This is a genomic window from Yoonia tamlensis (assembly GCF_900115105.1).
In the GTDB taxonomy this organism is placed as follows: Bacteria; Pseudomonadota; Alphaproteobacteria; order Rhodobacterales; family Rhodobacteraceae; genus Yoonia; species Yoonia tamlensis.
The window spans coordinates 538,388-564,242 of record NZ_FOYP01000001.1 but is presented as its reverse complement, the minus strand read 5'-3'; the positions used below and the strand labels follow the sequence as shown (position 1 = coordinate 564,242).

23 protein-coding genes are annotated in these 25,855 nt (G+C 57.4%); 16 read left to right on the top strand and 7 right to left on the bottom strand.

From position 1 onward, the window contains the following. Nucleotides 1-20: 20 nt before the first annotated feature. The 10 genes from BM320_RS02900 to BM320_RS02855 all read left to right on the top strand — a co-directional run bounded on the left by BM320_RS02900 (nt 21) and on the right by BM320_RS02855 (nt 13,203). Entirely contained in the window at nt 21-1,391 is a 1,371-nt protein-coding gene (locus BM320_RS02900) for a CmpA/NrtA family ABC transporter substrate-binding protein (RefSeq protein WP_090200291.1), read from the top strand. Between the two features lie 72 nt (nt 1,392-1,463). After that, complete coding sequence (locus BM320_RS02895) at nt 1,464-2,537, top strand: ABC transporter permease (RefSeq protein WP_090196223.1); 1,074 nt, start codon at nt 1,464-1,466, stop codon at nt 2,535-2,537. Between the two features lie 4 nt (nt 2,538-2,541). Continuing rightward, nucleotides 2,542-4,218, top strand: a complete 1,677-nt coding sequence (locus BM320_RS02890) for an ABC transporter ATP-binding protein (protein ID WP_090196220.1) — start codon at nt 2,542-2,544, stop codon at nt 4,216-4,218. 3 nt (nt 4,219-4,221) lie between these two features. Then, complete coding sequence (gene nirB, locus BM320_RS02885) at nt 4,222-6,666, top strand: nitrite reductase large subunit NirB (RefSeq protein ID WP_090196217.1); 2,445 nt, start codon at nt 4,222-4,224, stop codon at nt 6,664-6,666. After that, the gene (locus BM320_RS02880) at nt 6,663-7,001 is read left to right on the top strand and encodes a nitrite reductase (NAD(P)H) small subunit (RefSeq protein WP_090196215.1); all 339 of its coding nucleotides are present in this window, start codon (nt 6,663-6,665) and stop codon (nt 6,999-7,001) included. Before nirB ends, BM320_RS02880 begins: the two co-directional genes overlap by 4 nt. Further along, nucleotides 6,998-9,571, top strand: coding sequence for a nitrate reductase (locus BM320_RS02875; RefSeq protein WP_090196212.1), 2,574 nt, complete (start codon nt 6,998-7,000; stop codon nt 9,569-9,571). Before BM320_RS02880 ends, BM320_RS02875 begins: the two co-directional genes overlap by 4 nt. Next, nucleotides 9,568-10,503: a glycosyl transferase family protein gene (locus tag BM320_RS02870; protein ID WP_090196209.1), complete on the top strand. Its 936-nt coding sequence runs from the start codon at nt 9,568-9,570 to the stop codon at nt 10,501-10,503. The genes BM320_RS02875 and BM320_RS02870 overlap by 4 nt, the downstream gene beginning before the upstream one ends. 4 nt (nt 10,504-10,507) lie before the next feature. Beyond that, the gene (locus BM320_RS02865; RefSeq protein WP_090196206.1) at nt 10,508-11,518 is read left to right on the top strand and encodes a siroheme synthase; all 1,011 of its coding nucleotides are present in this window, start codon (nt 10,508-10,510) and stop codon (nt 11,516-11,518) included. Nucleotides 11,519-11,589: 71 nt separating this feature from the next. Beyond that, a complete protein-coding gene (locus BM320_RS02860) occupies nt 11,590-12,243 on the top strand; it encodes a DUF4130 domain-containing protein (RefSeq protein ID WP_090196203.1) in 654 nt (217 codons plus the stop codon). A 273-nt stretch (nt 12,244-12,516) separates the two neighbouring features. Continuing rightward, nucleotides 12,517-13,203, top strand: coding sequence for a Crp/Fnr family transcriptional regulator (locus tag BM320_RS02855; protein WP_090196201.1), 687 nt, complete (start codon nt 12,517-12,519; stop codon nt 13,201-13,203). A 14-nt stretch (nt 13,204-13,217) separates the two neighbouring features. On the opposite strand, the gene ychF is transcribed toward BM320_RS02855, so the two are convergent. Further along, the gene (gene ychF / locus BM320_RS02850) at nt 13,218-14,315 is read right to left on the bottom strand and encodes a redox-regulated ATPase YchF (RefSeq protein WP_090196198.1); all 1,098 of its coding nucleotides are present in this window, start codon (nt 14,313-14,315) and stop codon (nt 13,218-13,220) included. Between the two features lie 62 nt (nt 14,316-14,377). Beyond that, nucleotides 14,378-15,928, bottom strand: coding sequence for a sulfatase-like hydrolase/transferase (locus tag BM320_RS02845; RefSeq protein WP_090196195.1), 1,551 nt, complete (start codon nt 15,926-15,928; stop codon nt 14,378-14,380). Nucleotides 15,929-16,075: 147 nt separating this feature from the next. Here BM320_RS02845 and trpA point away from each other — a divergent pair, with 147 nt between their 5' ends. The 5 genes from trpA to BM320_RS02820 all read left to right on the top strand — a co-directional run bounded on the left by trpA (nt 16,076) and on the right by BM320_RS02820 (nt 19,384). Next, nucleotides 16,076-16,867, top strand: a complete 792-nt coding sequence (trpA, locus tag BM320_RS02840; RefSeq protein WP_090196192.1) for a tryptophan synthase subunit alpha — start codon at nt 16,076-16,078, stop codon at nt 16,865-16,867. Nucleotides 16,868-17,038: 171 nt separating this feature from the next. Next, nucleotides 17,039-18,205, top strand: a complete 1,167-nt coding sequence (locus BM320_RS02835; protein WP_090196189.1) for an alpha-hydroxy acid oxidase — start codon at nt 17,039-17,041, stop codon at nt 18,203-18,205. Nucleotides 18,206-18,392: 187 nt separating this feature from the next. After that, a complete protein-coding gene (locus BM320_RS02830; protein ID WP_090196186.1) occupies nt 18,393-18,611 on the top strand; it encodes a hypothetical protein in 219 nt (72 codons plus the stop codon). Between the two features lie 172 nt (nt 18,612-18,783). Continuing rightward, nucleotides 18,784-19,011 carry a hypothetical protein gene (locus BM320_RS02825; protein ID WP_090196184.1) on the top strand — a complete coding sequence of 76 codons (228 nt, stop codon included), beginning with the start codon at nt 18,784-18,786 and terminating at the stop codon, nt 19,009-19,011. Nucleotides 19,012-19,153: 142 nt separating this feature from the next. Then, a complete protein-coding gene (locus BM320_RS02820; protein WP_090196181.1) occupies nt 19,154-19,384 on the top strand; it encodes a hypothetical protein in 231 nt (76 codons plus the stop codon). A gap of 49 nt (nt 19,385-19,433) precedes the next feature. On the opposite strand, the gene BM320_RS02815 is transcribed toward BM320_RS02820, so the two are convergent. From BM320_RS02815 to BM320_RS02805, 3 genes are all read right to left on the bottom strand, one after another. Then, nucleotides 19,434-20,612: an MFS transporter gene (locus BM320_RS02815; RefSeq protein ID WP_090200289.1), complete on the bottom strand. Its 1,179-nt coding sequence runs from the start codon at nt 20,610-20,612 to the stop codon at nt 19,434-19,436. Nucleotides 20,613-20,706: 94 nt separating this feature from the next. Then, entirely contained in the window at nt 20,707-22,092 is a 1,386-nt protein-coding gene (locus BM320_RS02810; protein ID WP_090196178.1) for a PepSY-associated TM helix domain-containing protein, read from the bottom strand. A 69-nt stretch (nt 22,093-22,161) separates the two neighbouring features. Further along, a complete protein-coding gene (locus BM320_RS02805) occupies nt 22,162-22,524 on the bottom strand; it encodes a hypothetical protein (protein ID WP_131802255.1) in 363 nt (120 codons plus the stop codon). A 212-nt stretch (nt 22,525-22,736) separates the two neighbouring features. Between BM320_RS02805 and BM320_RS02800 the strand changes: the two genes are divergently transcribed. After that, complete coding sequence (locus BM320_RS02800) at nt 22,737-23,375, top strand: 50S ribosomal protein L25/general stress protein Ctc (RefSeq protein ID WP_090196173.1); 639 nt, start codon at nt 22,737-22,739, stop codon at nt 23,373-23,375. A gap of 56 nt (nt 23,376-23,431) precedes the next feature. On the opposite strand, the gene malG is transcribed toward BM320_RS02800, so the two are convergent. After that, the gene (gene malG / locus BM320_RS02795) at nt 23,432-24,322 is read right to left on the bottom strand and encodes a maltose ABC transporter permease MalG (RefSeq protein ID WP_090196170.1); all 891 of its coding nucleotides are present in this window, start codon (nt 24,320-24,322) and stop codon (nt 23,432-23,434) included. Then, the gene (malF, locus tag BM320_RS02790; protein ID WP_090196168.1) at nt 24,319-25,848 is read right to left on the bottom strand and encodes a maltose ABC transporter permease MalF; all 1,530 of its coding nucleotides are present in this window, start codon (nt 25,846-25,848) and stop codon (nt 24,319-24,321) included. The genes malG and malF overlap by 4 nt, the downstream gene beginning before the upstream one ends. Nucleotides 25,849-25,855 lie beyond the last annotated feature (7 nt).

Below are 25,855 nucleotides of genomic sequence, written 5' to 3'. Positions count from 1 at the left end.
ACACCAACAAGGACCGCAACATGCTAAAAACCCTCCCACTCACGCTAACTGCCAGCGTTCTGCTTGGCACCACAGCGATGGCTCAATCGCTTGACCTTGAAAAAGAAGACCTGACTTTCGGTTTTATCAAGCTGACAGATATGGCCCCTTTGGCTGTGGCCTATGAAAACGGCTATTTCGAAGACGAGGGCCTGTTTGTGACGCTTGAGGCGCAGGCAAACTGGAAAGTCCTGCTGGATGGTGTGATCGACGGACAGCTTGACGGTGCGCATATGTTGGCGGGTCAGCCATTGGCAGCGACAATCGGCTACGGCACCGAAGCCCATATCATCACCCCGTTTTCAATGGATCTGAACGGTAACGGCATCACCGTTTCCAACGACGTTTGGGAACAGATGAAACCGAATGTGCCATTGATGGACGACGGTCGCCCGCAACACCCGATCAGCGCAAGCGCATTGGGTCCGGTCGTTGAAGATTACAAAGACCAAGGCATCCCTTTCAACATGGGCATGGTTTTCCCTGTGTCCACGCATAACTACGAATTGCGTTACTGGTTGGCTGCTGGCGGCCTGGAGCCAGGCTATTATTCACCTGACGACATCAGCGGCCAGATCGGCGCGGATGTTCTGTTGTCAGTAACCCCGCCACCGCAAATGCCAGCAACATTGGAAGCCGGCACAATCTTTGGCTATAGCGTTGGCGAACCATGGAATCAGGCCGCTGTGTTCAAAGGCATCGGTGTTCCGGTGATCACGGACTATGAATTGTGGCGCAACAACCCCGAAAAAGTGTTCGGGATCTCTGCTGAATTTGCCGAAGAAAACCCCAACACAACCATTGCCCTGACCAAAGCGCTGATCCGCGCCGCAATCTGGCTGGATGAAAACGACAATGCCAACCGCGAAGAAGCCGTGGAAATTCTGGCACGTTCCGAATACGTGGGCGCTGATGCCGAAGTGATCGCCAACTCGATGACCGGCACATTCGAATACGAAAAAGGCGATGTGCGCGAAGTCCCTGATTTCAACGTGTTCTTCCGCTATAACGCGACTTACCCGTTCTATTCGGATGCGATCTGGTATCTGACACAGATGCGCCGCTGGGGCCAAATCGCCGAGCCACAAACAGACGAATGGTTCATTGAAACCGCGCAAAGCGTCTACCGCCCCGACATCTACCTTGAAGCCGCGCGCCTGCTGGTCGACGAAGGCTTGGCAAACGAGGCTGATTTCCCTTGGGACAGCGACGGCTTTAAGGCGCCAACACCCGCCGAGGATATCATCGACGGCATTGCATATGACGGTCGCGCACCAAACGCCTATCTCGACAGCCTGCCAATCGGGCTGAAGGGCACGCAGACCATCGTTGGCAGCGAAATCCAAGAATAACCCATCAACGCCCCACCCCATGCCGGGGTGGGGCAATTCCCATTGCCCGCATAGACCACAGGACAAAAGATCATGACCGCAATCGACCCAGATACCCTTAACGCCGAGGCCCGCCGCGCCCGGCTGTTTACGCGGATCAACAAGGCAGACGCTTGGTTCCAGGTTCTGGGCCTGTCGTGGATGACCCCGATCCTCAAGGCCATCGCCGGTGACAATCCGCGCGCGCAAATGAAAGAAATCTGGCGCCTGCTTGGCGTGCCTGTCCTTGCGATCGGGATTTTTCTTGTCGCTTGGGGCACATTGGCCCCCAAGGTGCAAACATCACTGGGCGCGATCCCTGGCCCGGCCGAAGTCTGGGAACAGGTTGGCAACCTGCATGACGACGCCATCCGCGAAGGCGAAAAAGAAGTAGAGTTCTACGAACGCCAAGAGGCGCGCAATGCAGAACACATCGCCAATGGCGAACCTGACAAGGTGCGCGACCGCCCCTATACCGGCAAACCCACCTATTACGACCAGATCTGGACCTCGATCAAAACGGTCTTCTTTGGCTTCCTGATTGCGTCAATCGTCGCTATTCCCTTGGGGATCATGGCCGGACTTAGCCCGACGGCAAACGCGGCCATCAACCCGATGATCCAGATTTTCAAACCCGTCTCGCCGCTTGCGTGGTTGCCTATCGTGACCATGATCGTGTCCGCCGTTTACGCGACCAATGACGGGATGTTCTCGAAATCATTCCTTGTCTCCGCGATTACCGTGACGCTTTGTTCGCTTTGGCCCACGCTGATCAACACATCCTTGGGTGTGGCAAGCATCGACAAGGACCTCGTGTCGGTGTCCAAGGTTCTGAAAATGAACACTTATACAAAGATCACCAAACTGGTCTTGCCATCTGCGCTGCCGCTGATCTTTACCGGTTTGCGCCTGTCGCTGGGTGTTGGCTGGATGGTGCTGATCGCCGCCGAAATGCTGGCGCAAAACCCCGGTCTTGGCAAATTCGTCTGGGATGAATTCCAGAACGGGTCGTCACAATCACTGGCCAAAATCATGGTGGCCGTGCTGACCATCGGGATCATCGGCTTTATGTTGGATCGCGTGATGTACGCCCTGCAATCCATGTTCACCTTTACAGAGCAGCGGTAAGATCATGAGCATTCTCAAGTTTGAAAACGTCTCGAAAAGCTATGGCGAAGGCCTGCACAAGGCGGACGTGCTGAAGAACATCAACCTTGATGTCAAAGAAGGCGAATTTCTGGTTCTCCTTGGTTTTTCCGGCACCGGAAAAACCACCCTTATCAACCTGATGGCGGGCCTTGAAAAACCGTCATCCGGCAAGGTCACCTTTAAGGACGCCGAAATCGCTGGCCCTGGCCCCGAACGCGGTGTGATCTTTCAAAACTATTCGCTGATGCCGTGGCTGACCGTTGCGGGCAATGTGCAGCTGGCGCTTGATAGCGTGTTCCCGAAAATGCCAAAGGACGAAAAGGCGCAAAAGGTAGCGCATTTCGTCAAAATGGTGGGCCTTGGCCACGCGATGACACGCCGCCCTGCCGAATTGTCGGGCGGGATGCGTCAACGGGTCAACGTGGCCCGTGCATTGGCCATGAACCCCGAAGTCTTGCTGCTGGACGAGCCGCTTTCCGCGCTTGACGCGTTGACCCGCGCCAATCTGGCGGACGAGATCGAACATATCTGGGACGCCGATAAAAAGACCTGTGTGCTGATCACCAATGACGTGGACGAGGCGATTATTCTCGCCGACCGTATCATCGCGCTGAACCCTGATGGGACGCTTGGCGATGAATTCAGCGTCGATATCGCGCGCCCGCGTGAGCGCAGCGAGATGAACAACCACGACGGTTTCAAAAAACTGCGCGCGGATGTCACCAAATACCTGATGGACAAGGGCATCGCGTCCAAAGTTGCCGAAACGCGCCATTTGCCGGATGTGACCCCGATCCACGGGCTGCCCGCCGCCGTGGCAAAAGCCCAAGAAAGCGCACGCGACGACGGTTTCCTGACTTTCTCTGGCCTGCACAAGATCTACCCGACACCCAAAGGGCCGTTGACGGTGGTCGAAGACTTTAACCTCAAGGTCAACAAGGGTGAATTTATCAGCCTGATCGGCCATTCCGGCTGCGGCAAATCCACCGTGCTGACAATGGCTGCTGGGCTCAACCCGATTTCAAAGGGTGCGATCCGCCTTGATGGTTGGGATGTGCAAGGCGCAGACCCAGAACGCGCGGTTGTGTTCCAATCGCCGAACCTGTTCCCTTGGCTTTCGGCCAAGGAAAACGTGGCGATCGGGGTTGATAAAGTCTACCCCAAAGCCTCCCAAGCCGAACGTCAGGACGTGATCGAATACTATCTTGAACGGGTCGGGTTGGCCGACAGCATGGATAAATCCGCATCAAGCATGTCCAACGGCATGAAACAGCGGGTGGGCATCGCGCGCGCCTTTGCGTTGTCGCCGAAACTGTTGTTGTTGGATGAACCGTTCGGGATGCTTGACAGCCTGACACGCTGGGAACTGCAAGAGGTCCTGATGGAAGTCTGGTCGCGCACCAAAGTGACCGCGATCTGTGTGACCCATGATGTCGACGAGGCGATTTTGCTGGCCGACCGCGTGGTCATGATGACCAACGGGCCACAGGCCACAATCGGCAAGATCACCGATGTAAAACTGCCCCGCCCGCGCACCCGCAAGGCGCTATTGCAGCACCCTGATTACTACAACTACCGCCAAGAGGTTTTGGATTTCCTTGAAGAATACGAACACGGGGCCAAACCAAAACCAAAGCCACAATCGATAGCAGCGGAATAAATCATGACACAAAAACTTATCATTATTGGTGCTGGCATGGCCTCTGGCCGCGCGCTGGAACAATTGCTCGAGGCGGACCCCAACGCCTATGACGTGACCCTGTTCAACGCAGAACCGCGCGGCAACTATAACCGGATCATGCTGTCCCCCGTCCTGTCGGGCGAAAAGACATATGACGAAATCGTCACCCATTCCGCCGAATGGTACGAGGCCAACGGCGTCACCTGCCGCTTTGGTGAACGCGTCGCCAATGTCGACCGCGCCCGCAAGGTTGTGGTTGCCGAAAACGGTGATGAACTGCCCTATGACAAGCTGTTGTTCGGCACAGGGTCCAATCCGTTTATCATCCCGATGCCGGGTCATGATCTGGAAGGCGTCATTGCCTACCGCGATCTGGAAGATACCGAACTGATGATGTCGATGAATGACAGCAACAAGGTTGTGGTCATCGGCGGCGGTTTGCTGGGGCTGGAAGCCGCCGCAGGCATGGCCGCGCGCGGCGTCGATGTGACCGTGGTGCATATCATGGGCCACCTGATGGAACGCCAGCTTGACGAAGCCGCCGGATACCTGCTGCGCAAGGCGCTGGTCGACAAGGGCATTACCGTGCGCTGTCAGGCGAACTCTAAACAAATTCTGGGCGAAAACGGCAAGGTCCGCGCATTGCAGCTGGATGACGGGACCGAACTGCCCTGTGATCTGTTGGTGATGGCCGTAGGCATCCGCCCCAATGTGAAACTGGCGCAGGATGTCGGACTGGCCGTCGGTAAGGGTATCCATGTGGATGACCAGATGCTGACCTCTGACGCGGATATTCTGGCCGTGGGCGAATGTGTCGAACATGACGGCGCGATCTTCGGGCTAGTTGCGCCGCTATATGATCAAGCAAAGGTTGCGGCGCAAACCTTGCTGAACGAACATGCCACCTTTGTGCAAAAAGAAATCTCGACCAAGCTGAAGGTAACAGGCTGTGATCTGTTCAGCGCGGGCGATTTCGCCGAAGGCGAAGACCGCGAGGATATCGTGTTCCGTGACCCTGCGCGGGGCGTTTACCGCCGTCTTGTTCTTAAGGATAACAAGATCATCGGCGCGGTGATGTATGGCGATACCGCCGACAGCAACTGGTTCTTTGGCATGATCAAGGACGGCACCGATATCGCCGATATGCGCGAGACTCTGATTTTTGGACCGGCCTATCAGGGGGGAACCCCCATGGACCCGTTAGCAGCCGTTGCAGCCTTACCGGATGACGCAGAAATCTGCGGCTGCAATGGCATTTCCAAAGGTCAAATCGTTGCGGCAATCAACGCAGGCGCCAATACGCTTGATGCGGTAAAAGCCACGTCCAAGGCGGGTTCGTCCTGCGGGTCTTGCGTCGGGCTTGTGACCCAAGTGTTGGGGATCACGCTGGGCGATGAATTCAAGATGCCCGAAAAGGAAACCGTCTGTAAGTGCACAGACCAGTCCCATGATGATGTGCGCAAGCTGATCATCGCCAAACAATTGAAATCCATCCCGCAGATCATGCAGGAACTTGACTGGAATTCCCCGGGTGGCTGCCATGTTTGCCGCCCCGCGCTGAACTATTATCTGGTCTGCGCATGGCCGGGAGAAGAAGTCGACGACGGCAAATCGCGGTTCATCAACGAACGTGTGCACGCCAACATCCAGAAAGACGGGACCTATTCGGTGGTGCCACGCATGTTGGGCGGAATCACTACGCCAAATGAACTGCGCGCCATTGCGGATGCGGCCGATAAATTCAACGTGCCAACGGTCAAGGTCACCGGCGGGCAGCGGATCGATTTGCTGGGCGTCAAAAAAGAAGACCTGCCCGCGATCTGGTATGATCTGGGCGAGGCGGGCATGATGTCTGGCCAAGCCTATGCAAAGGGTCTGCGCACGGTGAAAACCTGTGTCGGCACCGATCATTGCCGCTTTGGCACCCAAGACAGCACCGGTCTGGGCATCAAGATCGAATCCGAAATGTGGGGCGCTTGGTCGCCGCATAAGTTCAAGCTTGCGGTCACAGGCTGCCCGCGCAATTGCGCCGAAGCCACCTGCAAGGATCTCGGGATTATTTGCGTCGACAGCGGCTATCAGATTTTGGTTGGCGGGGCCGCTGGGCTTGACCTGCTCGAGGCCGAGTTGCTGATCACAGTGAAAACCGAACAAGAGGCGATTGACGTGTCTTGTGCCTTCTACCAGCTTTACCGCGAAGGCGCGCAATATCTGCACCGCCCCTATAAATGGATCGCCAAAGTGGGTCTTGACTGGGTCAAGGAACAGGTCGCGGATGATCTTGAAAACCGCGCTGCACTGGCCGAACGGTTCCGCTATTCGCAGCAGTTCTATCAGGTTGACCCATGGGCCGAACGCGCCCGCAAAGGCGTTGATGCGCATGAATTCACCCCGCTTGCCGACTTTACAAAGGTAGCCGCAGAATGACTGATTTTATCGATATCGGACACATCACTGACATCCCCGTGCAAGGGGCGCGGCTTGTGCGTACGCAGCGCGGCGATATCGCCGTGTTTCGCACTGCCTCGGGCAATTTCTATGCGGTCGATGAATACCTTGAGGATAAGGCAGGCCCGCTGTCCAACGGCATCCAGCACGGCGAAATGGTCACCGACCCGATGCGCAACTGGGTGTTTGATCTGGCCACAGGCGAAGCCCAAGGCGCAGACGAGGGCCGTGTCGCCACCTATGATCTGAAGATCGCAGAGGGGCGGATATTGCTGGCGACGGCTGCGATTGCAAATCAGGTGGCGGCAGAATGACAGGCGTTAAGACAACCTGCCCCTATTGCGGGGTGGGCTGTGGTGTCATCGCCAAACCCGATGGCACAATCAAAGGCGATCCTGATCATCCCGCCAATTACGGACGGCTGTGCTCCAAGGGCTCGGCGCTCGGCGAGACCATCGATCTCGATGGTCGTCTTCTCGCACCGCAGATCCTTGGACGGAGCGCGGGTTGGAACGATGCACTGGATCTGGTCGCAACCAAGTTCAGCGCCGCCATCCGCGACCACGGCCCTGACAGCGTGGCGTTTTACGTGTCTGGCCAGTTGCTGACCGAGGACTACTATGTCGCCAACAAGCTGATGAAAGGTTACATCGGTTCTGCCAATATCGACACGAATTCGCGCCTTTGCATGGCCTCCTCTGTGGCGGGCCACAAACGCGCCTTTGGCACGGACACGGTTCCCGGTACTTATGAAGACCTTGAACAGGCTGATCTGATCGTGCTGGTCGGGTCCAACCTTGCGTGGTGTCATCCGGTTCTTTTCCAGCGCATTTCTGCTGCCAAGGACGCGCGCCCCGAAATGCGCATCGTCAATATCGACCCGCGCAAAACCGCAACCAGCGATCTGGCCGATCTGCATTTGCAAATCAACGCCGATGGCGATGCGGCCCTGTTCAACGGTTTGCTGCGCCATCTGGCCGATACAGACGCGCTGGACCAGCCTTATATTGACGCCCATGTGAACGGGTTTGATGCAGCCATTGCCGCAGCTGCGGGCGACCCCACGCTTTCGGGCCTGACCGCGGATGAAATCGCGCAATTCTATGCGTTATGGGCGGGCACCAAAAAGGTTGTCACTGTCTATTCCCAAGGCGTCAATCAATCCACATCCGGCACCGATAAGGTCAACGCGATTATCAACTGCCACCTTGCCACGGGCCGCATCGGCAAACCGGGCATGGGGCCGTTTTCGGTGACCGGACAACCCAACGCGATGGGCGGCCGCGAGGTTGGCGGGCTTGCCAATATGCTGGCAAATCATCTAGATATCGAAAACCCCGACCACCGCGACGCCGTGCAAACCGCGTGGAGCAGCCCAACGATCTGCACCAAACCGGGGCTGAAGGCGGTTGATCTGTTTCAGGCCTGCGCCGATGGCAAGATCAAGGCGCTTTGGATCATCTCAACCAACCCCGCCGTCAGCCTACCTGACGCCGACGGGGTTTCTGCGGCGATCAAGAACGTGCCTTTCACAGTTGTGACCGACATCATGGCGCGCACCGATACGGGCGATCTGGCCGATGTGCTGCTGCCTGCAACGGGTTGGGGCGAAAAAAACGGCACTGTCACCAATTCCGAGCGGCGGATTTCGCGCCAACGCGCGTTCCTGCCCGCCCCTGCGCATGCCCGTCCTGACTGGAAAATCATCTGCGATGTGGCCCAGCGCATGGGGTTTGACGGTTTCGGTTTTGAAACCCCTGCCGATGTGTTCGCGGAATATGTCGCGACAACGGCGCTCAGCCGTGACTTTGGCAAGGACCTTGACCTGACGGCCCTGGATGGCGCGGATTATGAATCGCTTGAAGCCGTGCAATGGCCCGTTGGCGGCAAGACCCGGTTTTTTGCGGATGGCGGGTTCTATCATCCGGACGGAAAGGCGCGGATGATCGCCGTCACCCCGCCCGCACAATCCAATGGCAAATTTATCCTCAACACTGGCCGCAACCGCGACCAATGGCACACGATGACCCGCACCGGAAAATCGGCCCGTTTGGGCGCGCATCTGGCGGAACCTTACGTTGAAATCCACCCCGATGATGCCGCCGAAATGGGCGTGGATACCGCCGAGCTGGTCACCGTTTATGGCCCCAAGGGCAAAGCCATCTTTCGCGCGCTTATCACGACCAATGTGGGGCGGGGCAGTTTATTTGCACCGCTGCACTGGACGCGGCAGCAATCTGCCTCTGGTGTCGTCAATAGCGCGATTGGCCCGCGTACCGACCCGATCTCAGGTCAGCCCGCCACAAAGAGCACCCAAGTCGACGCCGGCAAATGCCCTGTCGCTTGGTACGGGTTTGCGGTCAGCGCAAACGCAATGCAACCCAGCCGCCCCTATCACGCCATCGCCAAGACCGGCACAGGCTGGCAGGCAGAATGCGCCGGTATGAAAGCCCCGCATGACTGGGAACTTGAGGCCCGCAATATCACCGCAACCAAAGGCGGCGATGCGGCTGTTTTGCATGATGCGGCCACGGGCGACGTGCGTGTGGCGATCATCAAGGACAACAAGATCGCTGCGCTCTTTTTCGCAAGCACGACCCCCGTTGTCGTCGCCCGCCAACATGCCGCCAGCCTGATTGGCACCGATGTTGCAGGGCTTGCCGCACTTGCCGGACGTGCCGCTGCGGATATGCCCGACCCCGGCGCCACCGTTTGCGCCTGCTTCAATGTCGGCGTAAACACATTGCGAGACGCGATTGGCCAAGGTGCCAATACCGTCGCCGCATTGGGCAAAGCGACTTGCGCGGGCACCAACTGCGGGTCTTGCAAACCCGAATTGGCCGCATTGATCGCCCAGTTCCAGATTCCGGTGGCCGCTGAATGACCCTGACCCCCTTTGTCCAGATTGTTGCGCGTGGCACGGGTCGCGCGCGCCCGTTAACCTTGGACGAAGCAAAATCCGCAATGCATGTGATGCTATCGGGCAAGGCAGAGCCCGAAGCCCTGGGCGCGCTCTTGATGGTGCTGCGCCTGCGCGGCGAAGTGCCCGAAGAAATCGCAGGTTTTACCGCCGCTTTGCGGGCAGATTTCCCCGCGCCGATGCAGGCCGATCTTGATTGGCCGTCTTATGCTGCGGGGCGCACACGCGGCGCACCGCTGTTTTTGCTGGCGGCCAAACTGGTGGCGCAGGCGGGGTATCGCACCGTGCTGCACGGCTGGAATTCGCACCAAAGCACGGGCGCATCGGTGCGCGACGCGCTTGATGCATTGGACATCCCCGTCAACGCCAGTGACGCGCCGCTGACCTACCTGCCGGTCGAAACCCACGCGCCTGCGGCCTTTGACATCTTGCGCCTGCGCGACTCATTCGGGCTGCGGTCTTGTATCAACACCGTTTTGCGCATGTGGAACCCCACGGATGCGCGCGCCACGGTGCAAGGCGTGTTCCATCCCAGCTATCGCGGGCTGCAAGCACAGGCAGCTTCGCTGCTGGGTCAGTCCGATCTGACCGTGATCAAAGGCGGCGGCGGCGAATTTGAACGCAACCCCGCCAAATCCGTACAGGTCTTTGGGCTGCGCGCGGGCGATCACCACCAGACAGACGCCCCCGCCCTACGCGATGATACCCGCCGCATGAACGAACCCGCAGCGCAGGTCGACGTCCTGCACCTCTGGAACGGCACCCAAAGCGACGCCTTTGCCGAAGCCACAGTGATTGGCACAACGGGCATCGCGCTTTGGACTTTGGGCGCGGCAGCAACGATCCCGCAAGCTGACAAAATGGCCGCCGCCCTTTGGGCCGCGCGCAAAGGATAGAGCGATGAAAACTTTTCCGATGTTTCTAACCATGACCGACCGCAGCGTTGTGATTGCAGGCGGCGGTGAACAGGCCGCGCAGAAATGTCGGTTGATTTTGAAAACAGACGCGCGGATCACCGTGCTTGCGCCCGCGCTTGACCCTGAACTGGCCGATTTACATGCGGCGGGTAAAATCATTTGGGACAATACGGCCATCACGCCCGCGCACTTCGCGGGCACGGCGCTTGTGTTCATCGCCACTGGGTGCCCTGGCGTCGATTGCGCGCTACATGCTTTGGCCAAACAGGCCGGCGCAACTGTGAATGTCGTGGACCGCCCCGATCTATGCGATGCGATCACCCCGTCAATTGTGGACAGATCGCCCGTTGTTGTCGCAATTGGCACCGAAGGGACAGCGCCGGTGCTGGCGCGCCAGATCAAAACCCGTATGGAAGAAATCCTCGAGCCGCGGCTTGGCGATCTGGCGGCCATCGTGGGTCGCTTGCGCGATAGCGCAGCACAGCGCCTGCAACCACGCCAGCGGCGCGATCTGTGGCGCTGGGTGTTCAACGGACCTGCGCGTGATGCTCATAAACGCGGCGCCGAACGCGAAGCGGCGCAGTTGATCAAGGACGCGATTGCCACTGGCGACTTTGGCGGCGGCGAAACCTGCGCGATTGCCTTTGTCGGTGCGGGTCCGGGGGCGAAGGATCTGATGACCCTGCGCGGCGTGCAGCGCCTGCAAGAGGCCGATGTCATCTTTTACGACGCAACTGTTGATCCGCAGATGCTGGAACTGGCCCGTCGTGATGCCGCGCGCGTTAACATTGACCAAGCAACCCTTGGCGCGCCCGCGCATCCGTTGGGGCTGCTGATCGCCGCCGCAAAGCAGGGCAACCGCGTGGTGCGCCTATGCGGCGGGACCGCACATATCAGCCAAGGCGATGCGGGCGCGTTGCACGCGGCGGATATCGCCTTTGAAGCCGTGCCCGGCGTCGCCGGCGCGCCAATCACCTTATCGCAGGCGATCTAGGGCAACGGGCTTGCGTTGCTACAGCGCAGAACATAACATGAACAAAATGCCAGAACTTGAGTCGCGCAATCATGTTTACGATCCCCCTACCGCAGATTGGAACGGATATTGCATGGCGCGATGCGGCCAAACGGCTGATTGGCGCAGGCATCGCACCCGATGACATCTTGTGGGATTACGCAGGTCGACTGTCGCCGCTTGTGGATACGCCCCTGCCCGCGGTACGCCGCCGCTTGCAGGTCCCGAACCGGTTTTTGACGCTGGCAAACGCGGTCATCTGGCACCAAAATGACGACCGGTTTGCGCGGCTATATGCGCTTTTGTGGCGGCTGCGCAGCGCACCAAACCTGATGAACGACAGCGCGGATGCGGGGATTTTGCAGCTAAATGAATATGAACTGGACGTGCAGCGCGCGCAGGCAAAGATGCGCAAATCCGTCAGCTTTCGGGACCTGCGCCAAGCCGGAGCGCGGCACAGTTTTGCAGCGTGGTATACGCCCGCGCATCACATCGTCGAACCCTGTGCACCTTATTTTGCGCAGCGTTTGCCCGATCTCGACTGGATGATCGCCACACCGCAGTTGACCGCCCAATTCATCGACGGCAACCTGTCATTTCATCCAGGCCAGCCGAAACCCGACTTTTGCCGAAACCGCGCGCGAATCGACCGCGACCTTGGGGATCTGTTCAACCCGAGCGGCACCATTCACGCATCACGTGTATAGGCCGCGACCACCACACGACTAAGAACATATTCTGCATTAATTTTTACTAAAAACTTTCACTGTTAGCGGTAATACAGCGCCCTGTGTCGGCTAGACGACAAGCAAAAAACCGGAATTGGCGGATAACCGCGCATAGTGTAACGAGTTTCGTTTTGTGCCGCCTTCGTGTTTTTGGAGGTAAATGCCGCCTGCGTCATTCACAATTAACGTAGGCGGCATTATGCTTTCAGCCAAAGATAAGACTGTGCATATATAGCAGAGACTGAAACTGGCATGAAAAACACGCTCCGCTTTCCGCAATTGCTAAACACAGCGCTGCTGAACGACCTGCCCGATGCGGATAAAACAACCTTTCTTGATAGCTGCAGCAACAGATCTTACGCCAAGGACACAGCGATCCTGACCCAGTCGGAACCTACCAATGGCATGTTTGTCGTGGCGCATGGATCTGTCGAGGTCAGCTTTCTGAACAAGGATGGCAACCGTTCGATCATCTATCACGCAGGGCCGGGTCAGGTGTTGGGCATGATCGAAGCCGTCGCAGGCCGCCCCTGCGCCGCAACCTGTATGGCGTTTGCCAATACTGCGGTTCTGTTTTGCCCGACGGCCCTGCTCATGGTGCAATTGAAATCGCCGGTATTTATCCGCAATTTCGCCATCGCCACGCACGACATGATTACGCGCGATAATATGTTCAAATCAGCGGATCAGTTTTACACGGTCGAACAAAAAATATGTCTCTATCTGCGCTATCTATCGACGCAGAATTTCAAATTCATGCAAAGCCAGTCCTATCTGGCCAATGCCGTCGGATGCACCCGCCAGACCGTCAATAAGGAACTGGGGCGCTTGCGCGACCAAGGAATTGTCGAAGTCACCAAAGGCGCGATTACGGTGGTTGACCATGACGCACTGACCAACCGGATCGAAGAGCTCAGATCCCCCAAAGCGGCCAGATAGTTGCCGCAGGCGCGTTATGTATTGAACAAGAAATGCATGATATCGCCGTCTTTGACGATATAGGCTTTGCCTTCGGCTTTCATTTTTCCTGCTTCTTTTGCCGCTTGCTCGCCGCCCAAGGTCACAAAATCATTATAGCCGATGGTTTCCGCACGGATGAACCCACGTTCAAAATCGCCGTGGATCACGCCAGCGGCTTGCGGCGCGGATGTGCCTGCCTTGATCGTCCATGCGCGCGCCTCTTTCGGGCCGACGGTGAAATAGGTTTGCAGGTGCAACAATTCATAGCCCGCACGGATCAACCGGTCGAGCCCTGCTTCCTCTAGCCCCATTTCGCCCAAGAACATTTCCGCTTCTTCGGCGTCAAGTTGGCTGATTTCTTCTTCGATGCGCGCGGAAATCACGACATGTGAATTGCCTTCAGCGGCGGCCATTTCGGCCACACGTGCGGATTGGCTGTTGCCGCTGCCTGCGCTGTCTTCTTCGACGTTGCAAACATATAGGACGGGTTTGGTGGTCAGCAATTGCAGCATTTTCCACGCTTTGGCATCCTCGGCATCCACAGCGACTGCGCGCGCCGGTTTGCCGTCTTCCAATACGGCGCGCGCCGCTTCTAGCAGGCGGACCTGTTGCAACGCGTCCTTGTCCCCGCCTTTGACCTTGCGCACAAGGTTTTGCAGGCGTTTTTCAATGCTTTCCAAATCGGACAGCATCAGTTCGGTTTCGATCACCTGCGCGTCTTCGACCGGATCAACGCGGCCTTCGACATGGGTGATGTCATCATCCTCAAAGCAGCGCAGCACATGGGCGATGGCGTCACATTCGCGGATATTGGCAAGAAACTGGTTGCCCAGACCTTCGCCTTTGGACGCGCCTTTGACCAATCCGGCAATATCAACAAATGTCATCCGCGTCGGGATGATCTGTTTCGATCCGGCAATCGCGGCCAGTTTATCAAGCCGCGCATCGGGCACGCCCACATCGCCGACATTGGGTTCGATTGTACAAAACGGAAAATTTGCAGCCTGCGCCGCAGCCGTTTTTGTCAGCGCATTGAAAAGGGTTGATTTGCCCACATTCGGCAAACCGACGATACCCATTTTGAAACCCATGTCAGCTCTCCTTGAAACTTAGGGGGCTTCTAGGCCCGCGCGGCGATTTGCGCAAGGTCATGTCAACGCCAGAGCGCAAGCCGCAGGTCAAGATCGGTTTCCAGCGCACGGTCCAGCACCGCAATCCCGTATTGTTCAACCAATGTAGGTCCATTGCCCAATACAGACCGCCCGAGACCGGCCGCAACATCAGGCTGCGCAAACCCCGAAAGCGCAAGTACGGTCGGGTAAACGTCGATCATCGCCGCCGCCCGCGTATTTTCCTGCCCCGCAGGAAAACCGGCAATCCCATAGCCCAAAAACGTCACCGTGTTCATATGCATGGCGGGCGCAAACAGATCGCGCTTGTGGTTCAGATGATCCGACATCACCACAACAAGCGTCGGCCGGCCCGCGCGCCTTGTCCGGATGTGGTCAAGAAACGGCAGCATATCCGAAATGCTGCAAGCAACAGTCTGGCGCAAATCCGCCGAATAGCGCGCCTGCCCGTCGGCGCGACAATGACGTGACAAGATGCCCGATGTCCCATGCGGCCCAAAGGTCATGACCGACATAAGCAACGGATCATTTCCGGCAACCAAGCTGTCATAGTGGCGCCGCGCCGCATCAAAAACCAGTTGATCGTCATAGGTGTGCAGGCGGGGTTCATAGGCCTTTGCCAATTCCGACCCATCATAGCTTTCGGCCAGCACATCACTGTCAATAATATGCTGGTAGCGATGGCTACGCACGAAATGGTCCTGCCCTGCAAAACCGGCGCTTGCCCCGACAATATAGCTGCTTTGATAGCCATAGCCTGCGGCCACATCGCCCAGACATATCTGCGAAGCCATAAACTTCGTTTGATCCTCGAAACCGTTATGTGCGCGCATGCCGTTCGGCAAAAGCGGCAGACCGCATTGCGTTGCCACCACCCCTGCCAGCGACCAACCGGTCCCTGCGATCTGGCCCACGCGCGTAAGATCGAGACCCGCAGATTGCAGCGGCAGCAACCCCGCATAGGCCGCGCCATAACGGGCCGTATCGGCAAAGCGGCGGTCCAGCCCTTCAAGGTAGATCATGATGATATCGGGGCGGGATGCGGGCCTGCTGGTCACGGGCACAACAAGCTGCGCTGAAAGGTCAAAATCCGCTTTCGGCGCAAAACCCGCCAAAAGCAGGCTCATGCTCATCGGGTTGATCACGCCGATAAACAGCGCCGCAAGATAATACCAAAAACCTGCGCCTTGGAACAGATTGCGCAACCAGTAAATGGCCAATGCAAAACAGGCGATTGCAAGCACACCGTCCTGAATTTCAAAGGCAAAGGCGCGCATGTCGGGACCGCCGCCCTCATAGCCAAGATGGTGAATGACCGAGATAAGATCGAAATTGCCAAAGTGATTGGTAATGACAAGACCGGGCAGGATAAGCAGACCGGTAAACGGCACTGCCAGAAAATGCCAGCCAGGGCGCAGCCAGATGCCACGACCGCCCAAAACGATGGCAATACACCCACACCCAAGCGCCGCCCGCCCGAACGGTTGCGGCCGCAAATAGGGCATCATGATCAAGACACTGGCCAAACACACGATCGCAATCGCGGCACCAGCGGTAACAACTTTACGCCACAATTTCACAACCAACCTTACCACCCGAATTCGGGCTAGCCTGCACTCTCGGGCGCGTCAAGGAACGCGCGCCCATTATTTCGTGCACCCCATTGATTTTCCGCCCCCTATCGCGCAAACCGAACCCAAGTAGATATCCGGGGAAAAGTCATGAGCAGAATCGACGCAAAATTCGCGCAATTGCGCGCTGACGGTAAAAAGGCGTTTGTCGCCTATGTCATGGCGGGCGATCCTGACTATGATAAAGGGCTTGAGATCGTCAAAGGTCTGCCAGACGCTGGCGTCGACATTATCGAACTGGGTGTCCCCTTCACCGACCCGATGGCCGATGGCGCGACGATCCAGCTTGCTGGGCAACGCGCGCTCGAGGCTGGGCAGACATTGGAAAAAACGCTGCAATACGCCCGTGAGTTTCGCAAGAACGATGACACAACCCCGATTGTCATGATGGGCTATTACAACCCGATCTATTCGCGCGGTGTTGATGTGTTTTTGAAAGACGCGGTTGCCGCGGGCATCGACGGGCTGATCATTGTCGATCTGCCCCCCGAAGAAGACGAAGAACTGTGCATCCCCGCCCAAGCCGCAGGCATCAACTTTATCCGTCTGGCAACCCCCACGACCGACGATAAACGCCTGCCCAAAGTGCTGCAAAACACATCGGGTTTTGTTTACTACGTGTCCGTCACCGGCATCACCGGCACCGCCGAAGCCCAAGCAGGCGACGTCGCCCCAGAGGTCGCACGGATCAAAGCCAAAACCGACCTGCCTGTGATCGTTGGCTTTGGCATCAAAACACCGCAAGCGGCCGAAAACATCGCCAGCATCGCCGACGGTGCCGTCGTTGGATCCGCCATCGTCGACAAAATCGGCAAAGGCGAAAGCGTGGCGGATGTGCTGGCGTTCGTAAAATCCCTGGCGGATGGGACGCATCGGGGGTAGCCCCTTTCACATCAATACAGATGCATTGAAAACCACGCGCGCCCGTCTCAGGCGCGCGCTTTTTTTGTTGTGCCAAGCCATGCTCTACATATTGTCGCAGCAGGATTAGTGCATCTTGCCTCCATATCCTAATATTGGTAATAGAACCTAACCAATTTTAGGATTTCAGCCATGCCCGTCATCACCACAATCGACGATCTTAAACGCATTCATAAGCGCCGCGCGCCCAAGATGTTTTACGATTACGCGGAAAGCGGTAGCTGGACAGAACAGACGTTCCGCGAAAATACCTCTGATTTTGATCAAATCCGCCTGCGCCAGCGTGTCGCCGTGGATATGTCGGACCGAACGACAAAATCGCAGATGATCGGGCAGGATGTGGCGATGCCTGTGGCGCTTGCCCCTGTCGGCCTAACCGGAATGCAATGCGCCGATGGCGAAATCAAAGCCGCAAGGGCCGCCGAAAAATTCGGGGTGCCTTTTACCCTGTCCACCATGTCAATCTGTTCGATCGAGGATGTGGCCGAAAACACCAAGAACCCGTTCTGGTTCCAGCTTTATGTGATGCGCGACGAAGAATTTGTCGACAACATTATCGCGCGGGCCAAAAATGCAGGCTGTTCGGCGCTTGTGCTGACGCTCGATCTGCAAATTCTAGGACAGCGCCATAAAGACCTGAAAAACGGTCTGACCGCCCCGCCGAAACTGACCATTCCGACGATGGTCAACCTGTCAACCAAATGGCGCTGGGGGCTTGGCATGTTGGGGACCAAACGCCGGACCTTTGGCAATATTGTCGGCCACGCCAAAAATGTCGGCGATACCCGCAAACTGTCGTCGTGGACCGCTGAACAGTTTGAACCCAAACTGGACTGGGGCATGATTGCCAAGCTCAAGGAAAAATGGGGTGGCAAGCTTATTCTTAAGGGTATTCTGGACGTCGAGGACGCGCAAAAGGCTGTCCAGATCGGTGCCGACGCGATTATCGTCAGCAACCACGGCGGGCGACAATTGGACGGCGCGCTGTCCGCTATCCGCATGCTGCCATCGATTATTGCCGCTGTCGGTGATCAGGTCGAAGTCCATATGGATAGCGGTATCCGGTCGGGTCAGGATGTTCTCAAGGCGCTCGCGCTGGGTGCCAAGGGCGTCTATATCGGGCGGTCCTATATCTATGGTCTGGGCGCAATGGGCGAACTTGGCGTGACCAAATCGCTCGAGGTGATTCACAAGGAACTGGACCTGACAATGGCGCTATGCGGGCGGCGTGATGTTACGACGCTTGACCGCGAAGTGCTTTTGATTCCTCAAGATTTTGAAGGAAAATGGCAGCCATAATAAAACAAGAGGCAATCGGGTCACAAAGAGGCTGCCTTTTTCGCAACATATTCGAAAAACGTGCGATTTTTTTTATCAAATCATTGACCTTAGCCCCGTTCAAATCAATGTTGGCGCGGAATGCGGATCAAGCGGCATGTCGCCGTCACTGCACTCGCACAACTTATGTACCACTAGGAGAAAACCAATGCGTTTCACAACTACACTTGCTGCTGCAACAGCAATCGCTCTGACTTCAACAACTGCTTTTGCTGGTGGCGTTGCACCTGCTGTTATGGAAGCACCCGTTGTAGAAGTTATGGAAGCACCTGCAACTTCTTCAGTTAGCCCTGCTTACATCGTTCTGGGTGTTCTTGCTGCGCTGCTGATCGCGTCACAACTGGGCGACGACGAAGACAACCAATAAGCTCTGCTTTTGAGCTAGGTTTCCCTGCCGCTTTGGCGCGCAAGGTGACAATCGGGGAGGTATCTTTGCGATACCTCCCCTTTTTTATTATTTGTTAACGAATGGCGACTCTTGCGGTCGTCAAGCTGCTATATTGAAACTCGCGAATCCCTATTTATCCAGGAGAAACAAAATGCGTTTTATAACAACATTGGCCGCTGCGGCGGCAATCGCTTTGACTTCAACAACGGCTTTTGCCGGCGGCGTTGCCCCCGCGGTCATGGAAGCACCAGTCGTTGAAGTCATGGAAGCACCTGCAACTTCTTCAGTTAGCCCTGCCTTTATCGTCTTGGGCGTATTGGCAGCGCTGCTGATCGCATCCCAGCTGGAAGACGATGACGATCGTCGCATCCTTGACTGAAGGCTAAGCCAAAATCAGGTCTGCAACTGCGCGTCTGTTGCAGACCCCCGCGCCGGCATGTGGAAAAAGTTTTGCATCGCGCGTGCGCGTGGTGCTACGCTTCGGGTTCTAGCATAGCATCGACATAGCAAGGAGAACCAGAATGCATCTATCAAAAGCACTTTGTGCCGCAGCGGCACTCGCACTGACTTCAACCGCGGCCTTTGCGGGCGGCGTGGCACCAGCGGTCATGGAAGCACCGGTTGTCGAGGTCATGGAAGCACCGGCAACGTCATCCGTAAGCCCTGCCTTTATCGTGATCGGGGTATTGGCGGCACTGCTAATCGCGTCACAGCTAACAGATGACGATGACGATGCCCAAACGCCAATCTAAGCTCCATCACCTCTTCAGGTGCTGATCCGCGCCATTTGCGTTGGATCTTTCAGATCGGGGCCGGCGTTTCGCTGGCCCCTTTTTTACGCCAGCGTGGAATGCGGGCAACGACAAGCGCTAGCGGCACAGCACATAAGAGCAGCATAGCAACCCCGCCAAAGGCCACGCGCAGCCCAAATGCATCCGACGCCAGCCCCATCACAACGGGCGCAAAAAAGAAGCCTGAAAATCCGATCACAGCAGTGCGCCCGATGGCCTCGGTGCGCAAATGCGGCGCCACCAGTTGCCCGACGAGCGCAAGCCCCATCGGCCCAATGACCGACACGCCAAGGCCCAGGATCCCGAAACCCAGATAGGCAACCGCAGGCACGGGCGCGATGGCGGCAATCACCGCACCGCTCGCCGATACAATCGCTGCGACGATCACGACGTTGATCTCGCGCCAGCGTGCCGCCACGGCCTGCCCCGAAAACCGCCCAACGGCCATAGTGATGCCAAGTATCGCGGGGCCAAATGCCCCTTCGGCGGCGCGCCCGTGCAGGGTGCGTTCAAGATGCAGGGCTGACCATGCTTCGACCGTGGCTTCGGACATGAACGCCACCAAGACAATCGCGCCGCAGATGATAATCGGCCATAGCGGATAGCGGGCCTTGGCGTCGTCTTCGTCCGGCGCGATATCTGACGCCTCCATCCAGACAAACGGCACCATCAGGCAGCACAGCACCGCGAACCCGGCAAAGACGGGCGCGGGCGGCAGACCTGCCTCACGGGTGAAGGCCACGACAATCGCGGCCCCCGCATAGCCCACCGAAAACATCGCGTGATTGGCGTTCATCAGCGGTTTGCCGGTTTGCGTTTCCAACATGGAAACGCGCGCATTCATGATCACATCCAAAAGACCCGACGCCAGCCCGACAAACATCAGCGCAATCGCAAAGGCCAGCGGGGTCGTCATTACCCCCGGGATCAACCACGCCAGCGACAGTGCGATAATCCCCGCCTGCAAGGCGCGCGCGCCCAGCTTGCGGTCCAATATCGGGGCCAGCCACATCGACGACACAAGCCCCGTCGCAGACCCAAGAAGCAATGTGCCGAACATCGCATCCGACACGCCCAAATGCGCCTTGATATGCGGGACATAGGCCGCAAAGCAGCCCCAGAATATGCCAACCACCACAAAAGCAATGGCCGGACGGCGCGAGATATAGACAGCATTCAAAATAGACATGCCGCCATCGCTGACCGATATTTTTTCCCAAAGCAAGTTTCAAATTTTGCGCAGGGGTTGCGCCGCCGCCAATCCGGCGGCGGCGCAATATTCTTTAACTGAACACAGCGCGCAATTTCGGGATGCGCGCCAAGATCAGCGTGTCGACTGCCAACACAGTTAGCAGCGCGAACCCCGCCATCGGGAACGCCATTGAAACGAACAGACCAACCAGCGCCGCCCCCTGCCAAAGCGGCAATTCCTGCGGCATGGGCGGTGCGGACAGGCGACCCGATTTTGCGGGGCGGCGTTTCCACCACAGAACAAGCGCACTGACGCAAAGGAATATCACCGCAAGGCAGACGACAGTGTTTGCCAGAACACTCCAAAGCCCCAATGTCCCCATATGCAACGCGACCCCGACGGCCATTGCCTTGCCCGCCAGCGAATAGTCTTCAAAGCGCACATCTGCGAGCACCTTGCCGGTGTATTGATCCACATGCACGGTCCGGTCGGATGTGGGGTTGGTGCTATCGGTGCTCATGGAATCGCGGGAAAGCGTCCAAACGCCCGTATCCCCGCGTGGCGGGTTCATTTGATAGCGCGCATCGAACCCGATATCGCGGGCCAGCGCATCAATCATGTCTATGGTCACGGGACCAGCCAGCCCGCCTGTACCTGCGTCGCTGCCTGATGCAGGCATCGGCGTTTGCTCCAATGCCCAAGGCACCTCTTGCCGGTCGTGGTTCATGCTGGCGTGGGTGACGTTGGACAGGGGCACATCGTTCCATTTTTCCGCTGGAAACTGGCTCCAGGCTTGCACCATCTTGCCGCCCCAGATGCCCGCCCATGACAGGCCCGACAGCAAGAACACGACCAAAATGACAGACACCCAAATCCCCACAACACCGTGCAGCGATTTCCACAGGCTGCGCCCGCGCGCAAATGTGGGGATCAGCGCGCGGCGCCAACCGCCCTCGCGCGGCCACCACATATAAAGCCCCGTCGCAATCAGCACGAGCGTCAGTGACGCGGCAGTTTCCAACAACCGGTCGCCTGTGACCCCCAGCATAAGATCCGAATGGATCCCGTCGAAAAAGTCGTACCAGCCCGACCGGCGCGGGAAAGTTTCGATCACGGTGGCAGTGTATGGATCAACCGCAACCATGATTGCATCGCCACCCGCATCCACACGGAACAAGGCCGCGACATCATCCGTGCGCGGCGCGACATATTGCTTGAACACCCCGTCTGGCACAGCGGCTAGGGCGGCGTCAGCTTGGGCCGATACGGGTGTGCTGATCTCTTGCGGGGTGACGGGGGTGCGTTCGCCGTCGCGCCCGTCAACCCATGCGATCCACAACATCGCTGTGCCTGTAAAGGCAAGAATGGTCAGAAACGGGATCACAAAAAGCCCCGCGTAGAAATGCCAACGCCATGCGGCGCGGTAAAGTTTTTGCGCGGCGCCCTCGGGCTGCGCATTTGTGTCAATTGTCGTCATTGTTTGGCTCCAAGCCTATGGCTCTGCCGCTTTGGGCAGATGTGTTGAAATCTCTGGATTGAACGGATTTCAGGCTTGGGGTGGCGCGCGTGACAGCCTGACGGGATCAAGCGCTTGATCTTGCGCGATATTTTGCGCAACCGCCACCAGCCGCTGGTAATTTGTGGCCAGCATTTGCGGCGCACCGACCTTTGCGGCAGGCAGCACCGCAAAGGTGATCAAATGACAGGCGGGACAATGTGCACCGATTCGGCTGGGATCGGTGGTATCACCGCAAAGATCAGCAAAGGATCCGCCCGCCGCAAGATAGGCGATCACATCATCGGCAAGCACAGGCTGCTTGGCGGGGCCCGACAGCCCCGCAACCCCAAGCGCCACAAACAGGGCAAGGGCCGTTAACAATCTGGAAATGATGCCAAATTTACGTCGCATGTCCGGTGTCATATCGCTTTCATTTTCCCAACGCGAGGGGTGATTTGCACCCCAGACCTACCCGCGCGACGGCTTTGGGACTTTGCGCAGGCACAAACAGCCGTGCAAATTGCCAAACACCCTTTCCAAAAAGGTGAAACCCCCCTATAGGCACAGGTCTTAACGGGTCGCACACCCTTGGAGGGCGGCCCATAACATACTGGAGAATTACTATGGCTGGACAGATTCCTGATCTGAACGCCAAGGTACGCGCGGGGACAGGCAAGGGGGCCGCCCGCCAAGCTCGCCGTGATGGCGACGTACCTGGCATTGTTTATGGTGGTGGCGCAGAGCCCCAATCCATTAGCATCCCATTCGATTACCTGCTGACCATGCTGCGCAAAGGCCGCTTCATGTCGACGCTTTTCAACCTCAAGGTTGAAGGCCAGGAAGACGTGCGCGTGATCTGCCGCGGCGTACAGCGCGACGTCGTCAAAGACTTGCCACGTCACATCGACCTGATGCGCCTCAAGCGCACAAGCCGTGTTAAGCTGTTCATTCCTGTCGAGTTTGAAAACGCTGACACATGCCCTGGCATCAAAAAAGGTGGCACGCTGACTGTTGTACGCAACGAAGTCGAACTTGACGTTCTGGCGGGCGACATCCCTGATCACCTGACGATCGATCTGGCGAACCACCAAATGGGCGATACCATTCACATCAGCGAAGTTGTGATGCCTGAAGGTGCGAAATCTGTGATCGACCGTGACTTTGTGATCGCGAACATTGCAGCGCCGCGCACGCTGGCTGCTGACGATGAAGATGAAGCAACAGAAGAAGCCGCAACTGAAGAAGCCGCTTCCGAAGAATAATCCGACGCAACCGCGTGGATCAAAGGGCACCCGTTTCGGGTGCCCTTTTTGTTTGCCTAACCCTTGACCGCCCCGTCACTTAGCCCTGAAACAAGGTATTTCTGCGCGATCAGGAAAACGACAGTGATCGGCAGGCCCGACAGGATCGCCGCAGCCGCAAAATCCCCCCACAGGTATTTGAATTCATTCAGGTAAAGGCGGCTGCCCACGGCCAGCGTCATCTTGTCTTCGGACCGGATAAGCACAGAGGCAATCGGGTAGTCATTCACAAAGCCGATAAATGCCAGCACAAACACCACCGACATGATCGGCACCGCCAGCGGCAGGAAAATATAGCGGAACGTCTGCCATGGCGTCGCCCCGTCAATCGCTGCCGCCTTATCAAGCGCGGTATCGATACTGTCGAAATAGCCTTTGATCGTCCAGATATGCAGCGTCACCGCTGCCAGATAGATCACCACCAGCGCAACATGGCTGTTCAGCCCCATGATCGGGGTCACTTCGCCCAGCGCGTCAAAGATGGCGTAGATCGCGACAAGCGCCAGCGTGGTCGGGAACATCTGGATCAGAAACAGCCCGTCCAGCATGGCCCCCTTGCCCCTGATCCGGATACGGCTGAACGCATAGGCCGAAACCGTTGCAATCGCCAGCACGCCAAAGCCCGCGATCAGCCCGATCTTGATCGAATTCCACATCCACAGCAGCACCGGATAGGGCGGCGTGACCACCGTGCCGTCCGCACGGGTGTAATCCATCCCGAAGGCCAGCCACCAATGTTCAAGCGTGGGGTTCTGCGGGATGATAGACCCGACCGAAAAATTGCCTTCGCGGAACGAAATCGACAGCACCACCAAAAACGGGAACAAGATAAGCGCAAGGAAAAAGATCATGAACCCGTGGGCGCAAATTTTCTTGACCATCAGGTCGCGGGGACGTTCGACAATCATAGGTTTGCCCTTCCTGAACGGCGCTGTGCGGCGCGGCGCATTGCAACAAAATTGGCATATGAAATCGCGGCGACCACCAGAAAAATCAGCAGTGTGATCGCGCCTGCCAGACCAAATTGCTGCCCCGCGTTATCAAATGCCAGCCGGTAGGTGAACGATGCCAGAATATCGGTTTCACCTGCGGGGATGATCGTGCCCGGAATGTCGGGCAAACCGCGCGTCAGCAAGAAAACCAGCACCAGGTTATTAAAGTTGAACGCAAAGCTTGCGATCAGCAGCGGCAGGAATGGCGGGATGATCTGCGGCAAGGTAATCGTGAAAAACACGCGCAGCGCACTGGCCCCTTCAAGGGCGGCCGCCTTTTTGTGGTCTTCGGGGACCGATTGCAAAAACCCCATCGCCAGCAGCATCATATAGGGGTAGCCAAGCCATGTGTTCACGATCAAAACCATCGCCCGCGCCAGATTGCCATCGGTAAACCAGTTCGGCCGGATACCGAAAAGCGCCTCGAGGATCAGGTTGATTTCGCCAAAATTCTGGTTGAACAGCCCGCGAAAAACCAGAATTGAAATGAATGCCGGCACTGCGTAGGGCAGGATCAGCAAAATCCGGTAAAGCGCTTTGAACCGCAGGTGTGGCCATTGCAGGATCACGGCAAGGGTCAGCCCGATCCCGAATGTCAGCACAACAGATGCGGTCGCAAAAAAGAACGTCCAGATAAAGACGCTGACCATGGGCTGGCGGATGCCTTCGGATTGGAACACGCGGGCGAAATTGTCCCAGCCGATTGTCACCCGCCAACCGGGCGGCACGTTTTCACCCGCCTGATCCACGAAAAATCCGGTCTCATGATTGGCCATCAGGATTGTACCGTCGGATTTCGTCAGCTCGTCCGGACCGGTGCGCACAAAATCGGGCGTCAGGCTTGCAAATGTGCGCAAGCCGGCGTTCTGGATCACAGTACCGTCAGGCGTGGTCAGGGTCAGGGCTTGCAGCCCGCTGCGCAGCTTGATCGCATCACGCCTGTCCAGCAGTACCGCGGGCGCATTAGCGGGGGTCAGGGCCGCTGACTGCGCATCTTGCAGACTGACGACATCCGACAGCAAACCGCTTTCGGGCAGCCAGATCCGATAGGCGTCGTCTTCGGCCGCTACGGCAAAGGGTTGTTCTGTTGATGCGTCCACCGAACTGCGCGCGGTCAAAACCTCGATCGTGCGTTCGTAGCTTAGCAGGTTAAAGGACGAATAATTCGTAAAGCCGATATAGATCGTGTAGGCGACCGGAAAGGCAATAAAGATCAAAACTGCCGCGACACCCGGAAAGATGAACCGCGCGCCATAGTAGCGCTTGGCGCCAAAAATGATGGCAAAACCTGTCGCCAGCGCCAGCAGGATCGCCCCGAAAACAGGTTGCGAAAGCTGGTAAAGGTAAAACGACCCCGCCAGCAAGACAGCCGTGACGCAGGCAACAACCGCCAGTCGCACCCATGCTGATCCTTGCGGTGCTGATGTATCCGTGATCGCCATAATGCCC

Bases quoted from the DNA above. Each gene is read 5' to 3' on its own strand.
- malG (WP_090196170.1), bottom strand. From the start codon at position 24,322: ATGATTGTCGAACGTCCCCGCGACCTGATGGTCAAGAAAATTTGCGCC.
- BM320_RS02800 (WP_090196173.1), top strand. From the start codon at position 22,737: ATGGCTGGACAGATTCCTGATCTGAACGCCAAGGTACGCGCGGGGACA.
- BM320_RS02830 (WP_090196186.1), top strand. From the start codon at position 18,393: ATGCGTTTCACAACTACACTTGCTGCTGCAACAGCAATCGCTCTGACT.
- BM320_RS02825 (WP_090196184.1), top strand. From the start codon at position 18,784: ATGCGTTTTATAACAACATTGGCCGCTGCGGCGGCAATCGCTTTGACT.
- BM320_RS02870 (WP_090196209.1), top strand. From the start codon at position 9,568: ATGACCCTGACCCCCTTTGTCCAGATTGTTGCGCGTGGCACGGGTCGC.
- nirB (WP_090196217.1), top strand. From the start codon at position 4,222: ATGACACAAAAACTTATCATTATTGGTGCTGGCATGGCCTCTGGCCGC.
- BM320_RS02810 (WP_090196178.1), bottom strand. From the start codon at position 22,092: ATGACGACAATTGACACAAATGCGCAGCCCGAGGGCGCCGCGCAAAAA.
- trpA (WP_090196192.1), top strand. From the start codon at position 16,076: ATGAGCAGAATCGACGCAAAATTCGCGCAATTGCGCGCTGACGGTAAA.
- BM320_RS02880 (WP_090196215.1), top strand. From the start codon at position 6,663: ATGACTGATTTTATCGATATCGGACACATCACTGACATCCCCGTGCAA.
- BM320_RS02875 (WP_090196212.1), top strand. From the start codon at position 6,998: ATGACAGGCGTTAAGACAACCTGCCCCTATTGCGGGGTGGGCTGTGGT.
- BM320_RS02805 (WP_131802255.1), bottom strand. From the start codon at position 22,524: ATGCGACGTAAATTTGGCATCATTTCCAGATTGTTAACGGCCCTTGCC.
- BM320_RS02815 (WP_090200289.1), bottom strand. From the start codon at position 20,612: ATGTCTATTTTGAATGCTGTCTATATCTCGCGCCGTCCGGCCATTGCT.
- BM320_RS02900 (WP_090200291.1), top strand. From the start codon at position 21: ATGCTAAAAACCCTCCCACTCACGCTAACTGCCAGCGTTCTGCTTGGC.
- ychF (WP_090196198.1), bottom strand. From the start codon at position 14,315: ATGGGTTTCAAAATGGGTATCGTCGGTTTGCCGAATGTGGGCAAATCA.
- BM320_RS02865 (WP_090196206.1), top strand. From the start codon at position 10,508: ATGAAAACTTTTCCGATGTTTCTAACCATGACCGACCGCAGCGTTGTG.
- BM320_RS02890 (WP_090196220.1), top strand. From the start codon at position 2,542: ATGAGCATTCTCAAGTTTGAAAACGTCTCGAAAAGCTATGGCGAAGGC.
- BM320_RS02835 (WP_090196189.1), top strand. From the start codon at position 17,039: ATGCCCGTCATCACCACAATCGACGATCTTAAACGCATTCATAAGCGC.
- BM320_RS02820 (WP_090196181.1), top strand. From the start codon at position 19,154: ATGCATCTATCAAAAGCACTTTGTGCCGCAGCGGCACTCGCACTGACT.
- BM320_RS02860 (WP_090196203.1), top strand. From the start codon at position 11,590: ATGTTTACGATCCCCCTACCGCAGATTGGAACGGATATTGCATGGCGC.
- BM320_RS02895 (WP_090196223.1), top strand. From the start codon at position 1,464: ATGACCGCAATCGACCCAGATACCCTTAACGCCGAGGCCCGCCGCGCC.
- BM320_RS02855 (WP_090196201.1), top strand. From the start codon at position 12,517: ATGAAAAACACGCTCCGCTTTCCGCAATTGCTAAACACAGCGCTGCTG.
- malF (WP_090196168.1), bottom strand. From the start codon at position 25,848: ATGGCGATCACGGATACATCAGCACCGCAAGGATCAGCATGGGTGCGA.